The following is a 3,673-nucleotide window of genomic DNA, read 5'->3' on the forward strand; positions in this document are numbered from 1 at the left end:
TCGTCAGGTGGCACGAGGGCGCCGGCGCCGGGCGGCCCCGCCCGCCGGGTACCCCCGACGTCGGTGGCGACCACCGACCGCCCGCGGGCCATCGCCTCCAGCGGCACCAGGGCCATCCCCTCCCACCGGGACGGGCAGACGACCACGTCGGCCGCCGCGTACCAGTCGCGCGGGTCCACCACGGACCCGGCCAGCACGAGTCCCGGTCGGGCCGACGCGCCGGCCGGCGGTGACCCGCCACCGACCAGCGCCAGGGTGGCCACCGGAAGCGCCGCGGTGACCTGCCGCCAGGCGCGCAGCAGCAGGTCCTGGCCCTTCTGCCGGCAGAGCCGACCGACGCAGACGGCGAGCGGGCCGTCACCCAGCCCCAGCCGGGCCCGGGCCCGGGCCCGCTCGTCGGCGTCCGCGACGCCGAACCGGTCGACGTCCACCCCGTTGGGCACGACGGCGTACCGGCCGGGGATGCCGAGCGCCCGCCCGAGGCGGCGTTCCTCCTCGGCGCCGCAGAGCAGCAGATCCGTCCAGGCGGCGGCCCGGCGCTCCCAGCCGACGGCGGCCGGGCGCAGCATCCGCGGTACGGCGTGCACGGACCAGGCGTGCGGCTGGAAGACGGTGACCCGGCCACCCCGTACCGCCACCCGTCCGGCCAGGCCGGCCTTGGAGCTGTGCAGGTGCACCAGCGCCGGATCCGCGGCGGCCACCAGCTCCGCGAGGCGGCGTACCTCGCGGGAAACGGCGGGGCCGGGCAGCCGGTCCGCCGACCACGGCAGCAGCCGCACGCCGCTACCGGTCAGCTCGTCGACGAGCCTGCCGCGCGGCGGGCAGGCCACCGCGACCCGCCAGCCGGCCGCGAGCTGATCGACGGCCAGGTCGGCCAGGTAGCGGGCCACGCCACCCTCGGTGGGTTGCGCGACGTGCAGCACCACGCCGCCGGGGGAGCCGAGGCGCCGTCCGGCCGGAGCGGCCGTCGCCGTCATGCCGAGCTCCCCGGGTGGCGTACCAGCGCGGCCGCAGTCCGAAGGATGATCTTGACGTCCTCCCAGAGCCCCCAGTTCTCGATGTACTGGTTGTCGAAGCGGGCCCGGTCCTCGATGGAGCCCGGTCCGCGCAGGCCGTGGATCTGCGACCAGCCCGTCAGGCCGGCGCGGACCCGGTGTCGATCCCGGTAGCCGGGGTGGCGATCGCCGAACTCGGCCGCCGCGCTCGGGCATTCCGGCCGGGGGCCGACCAGGCTCATGTCACCGCGCAGCACGTTGACCAGCTGCGGCAGTTCGTCGAGGGAGGACGCCCGCAGGAACCGGCCGAGCCGTCCCGGCGGGTCGTGTGGCCCGGGCAGGGTCCGGAACTTCACCATGACGAACGGGCGCAGTCCGGCGCTCAGGCGGCGCTGCCGGAACAGCACCGGCAGGCCGTCCAGACGGACCGCCAGCGCGCACCCGAACAGTACCGGCAGCGCCACCACCAGGGCCAGGGCCGCGACGAGAACGTCGAGGGACCGCTTGAGGGTACGACCGAGCGGGCCGAAGACCTCCCGACGCCGCCGCACCAGCGGATAGCCCCACAGCAGGTCCATCTGCGGATGCACCGGCGACAGCTCGAAGAGCCGCGGAACCCAGTAGATGTCGCAGCGCAGCCGGTCGCAGGTGCGTACGCAGGAGACGAGATCCCGGTCGGGGCGGGAGGTGAAGGCGAGCACCACCACGGAGACGTCGTACCTCCGCACCACCCGTGCCAGGTCGTCGGTCCCGCCGAGCAGCGGCACCCCCGTCGGCGCGTCCCCGGCGCCGGATCCCAGGTAACCCACGGGGCGCAGGCCGTACTCCGGGTGGTGGCCCATCTCCTCGGCCAGCCGCCGGCCCAGCGTGTCGTCGCCGACCACAACGGTGCGGTGGGCCACGACTCCCCGCCGCCGGGCCTCCCGGATCGCCGCGTAGGCCGCGCCCCTGACCAGGAGCAGCAGGAGCACCCCCGCACCGATCCCGTAGACCAGCGGTCGGATGGGCGCGCTCGGGCGCAGCACGGCCCAGCCGAGCAGCACCGCGCCGGCGGCGGTGAGCGCCCGTCCCAGCAGCGACGGCAGATCGTCCAGCAGCGACAACGACAGGCGTGGCCGGTACAGCCGACCGGCCTGGTACGCGATCAGGACGACGACGACGCAGAGCGCGCCGACGCCCCACGGCGCCCGACCGATGACCCCGCCGAGGACGAGCGCGGCGACGTCGCCGGCGAGCAGGGACGGCCCGAGCGCGGGACGCACCGCGATCGGCCGCGGGGTGGTGACGGCGTCCCGGGCGGTCGCCGCCGGAGCCGGACCCGCGTACGGTGTCCCGTGCGCCGTCACCGTGCCGCACCCACCGGGACGGTGGCGCTTCGGCGGGCACCGGCGGACAGGTGCCGGGCGAGCACCCGGGCGGCGAAGTCGGCGCCGTAGACGAAGCGCATGACCGGGCCGAAGCTCGGCGCCACCGCCGGTCCCACGAAGTACAGCCCCGGAGCCGAGGAGTCGAAGTCGCCTCCCACCGCGGGCGTGCCGGCGACGGTCCGCAGTCCCGCCCGCAAACGGGAGTCGAGGAAGGACAGTCGGGCGACGTCGGCCCGGTACCCGGTGGCGGCGATCACGTGATCGGTCGTCAGCGTGATCCGGTGGCCGTCGGCACGGCGCGCGGTCAGCCGGACCACGCCGTCCCGGGGTTCGGCGCTGACCAGCGTGTGCCCGGGGTGCACCGGCACGACGCCGTCGACCCGCGGCCGCAGCCAGGACGAGCCCGCCGGACCGAGGGCGGTACGGGCGCGCCGCACCCGTTCCCGGGCGGGCAGGTGGCGGAACAGATCGGGCCGGTTCGAGTAGAACCAGGTACCCCACCCGGAACCAAGGCCGGCCTCCGGCTCCCGCAGCCGCTGCCACCAGGCGCGGTCCAGCGCCAACGGTTCGCCGTTCCAGTTCACCCGCTCGCGCCGGGCGAGCACCCGGACGGTGGCTCCCGCCTCGTGCAGCAGGGCCGCGGACTCCAGCGCGGACTGACCCGCCCCCAGCACCACGACGTCCCGGCCCGCGAAGGTGGTGAGGTCGGTGTGTCGGGACACGTGCGAGCACAGGTCGGTTGGCAGCGCCGTGAGCGGGTCCGGCACGTGCGGGAAGTGTTGGACGCCGACCGCGACGACGACCCGCCGCGCGAGCAGGTCGGTGCCGTCGGCGAGGGACACGGCGTACCCGCCGCCCGCCGCCGCGACCGCCGTGACCAGGACCTCCTCCAGGTCCGGCACCTCGCAGCGCTGGAACCAGTCGCCGTAGTCGAGGAAGGTCCGCAGCGGCACCGGCAGGCCGTAGGGGGCGTACGGCCGGCCGGTCCGCCGGCAGAACTCCTCCAGGGTGCGGCCCGGTCGGGGTGAGGACAGGTTGGAGGCGAAGCCCTGCGACTTCAGGTACATGCCGGCCGGCATGTGGGAGCGCCACAGCGCCATCGGCTCACCGAACACGCGGTGCGACACTCCCGCCGCTCTCAGATGCGCTGCCAGGGAGAGGCCGTACGGGCCGGCTCCCACGATCGCCACGTCGACGCTTTCTCGCATCATGTCCACTCCTTGCGCACGATCGGGTCAGGGCCGGACGGGCCGAGCGCCCGCCGGTTGCGGCCGGGTGCCGCGAGCCGCGCGGCGCGACCCGGGCGGTACC

The 3,673-nt window shown here is 75.8% G+C and carries 3 protein-coding genes; all 3 read right to left on the reverse strand.

The window, feature by feature from the left end:
- On the reverse strand, positions 1–977 hold a 977-nt coding region (locus DKL51_RS27880; RefSeq protein ID WP_124812663.1), incomplete at its 3' end, for a glycosyltransferase.
- On the reverse strand, positions 974–2,341 hold the full coding sequence (locus DKL51_RS27885; protein WP_124812664.1) for an exopolysaccharide biosynthesis polyprenyl glycosylphosphotransferase: 1,368 nt from the start codon (positions 2,339–2,341) through the stop codon (positions 974–976). The genes DKL51_RS27885 and DKL51_RS27880, both read right to left, overlap by 4 nt.
- Entirely contained in the window at positions 2,338–3,573 is a 1,236-nt protein-coding gene (locus tag DKL51_RS27890; RefSeq protein ID WP_221623248.1) for an NAD(P)-binding domain-containing protein, read from the reverse strand. Before DKL51_RS27890 ends, DKL51_RS27885 begins: the two co-directional genes overlap by 4 nt.
- Positions 3,574–3,673 lie beyond the last annotated feature (100 nt).

This window comes from Micromonospora globispora (assembly GCF_003857015.1).
Lineage (GTDB): Bacteria > Actinomycetota > Actinomycetes > Mycobacteriales > Micromonosporaceae > Micromonospora > Micromonospora globispora.

What these genes read in the sequence shown, in the direction of transcription:
- DKL51_RS27890 (WP_221623248.1), bottom strand. Translation starts at nt 3,573, where the DNA reads ATGATGCGAGAAAGCGTCGACGTGGCGATCGTGGGAGCCGGCCCGTAC.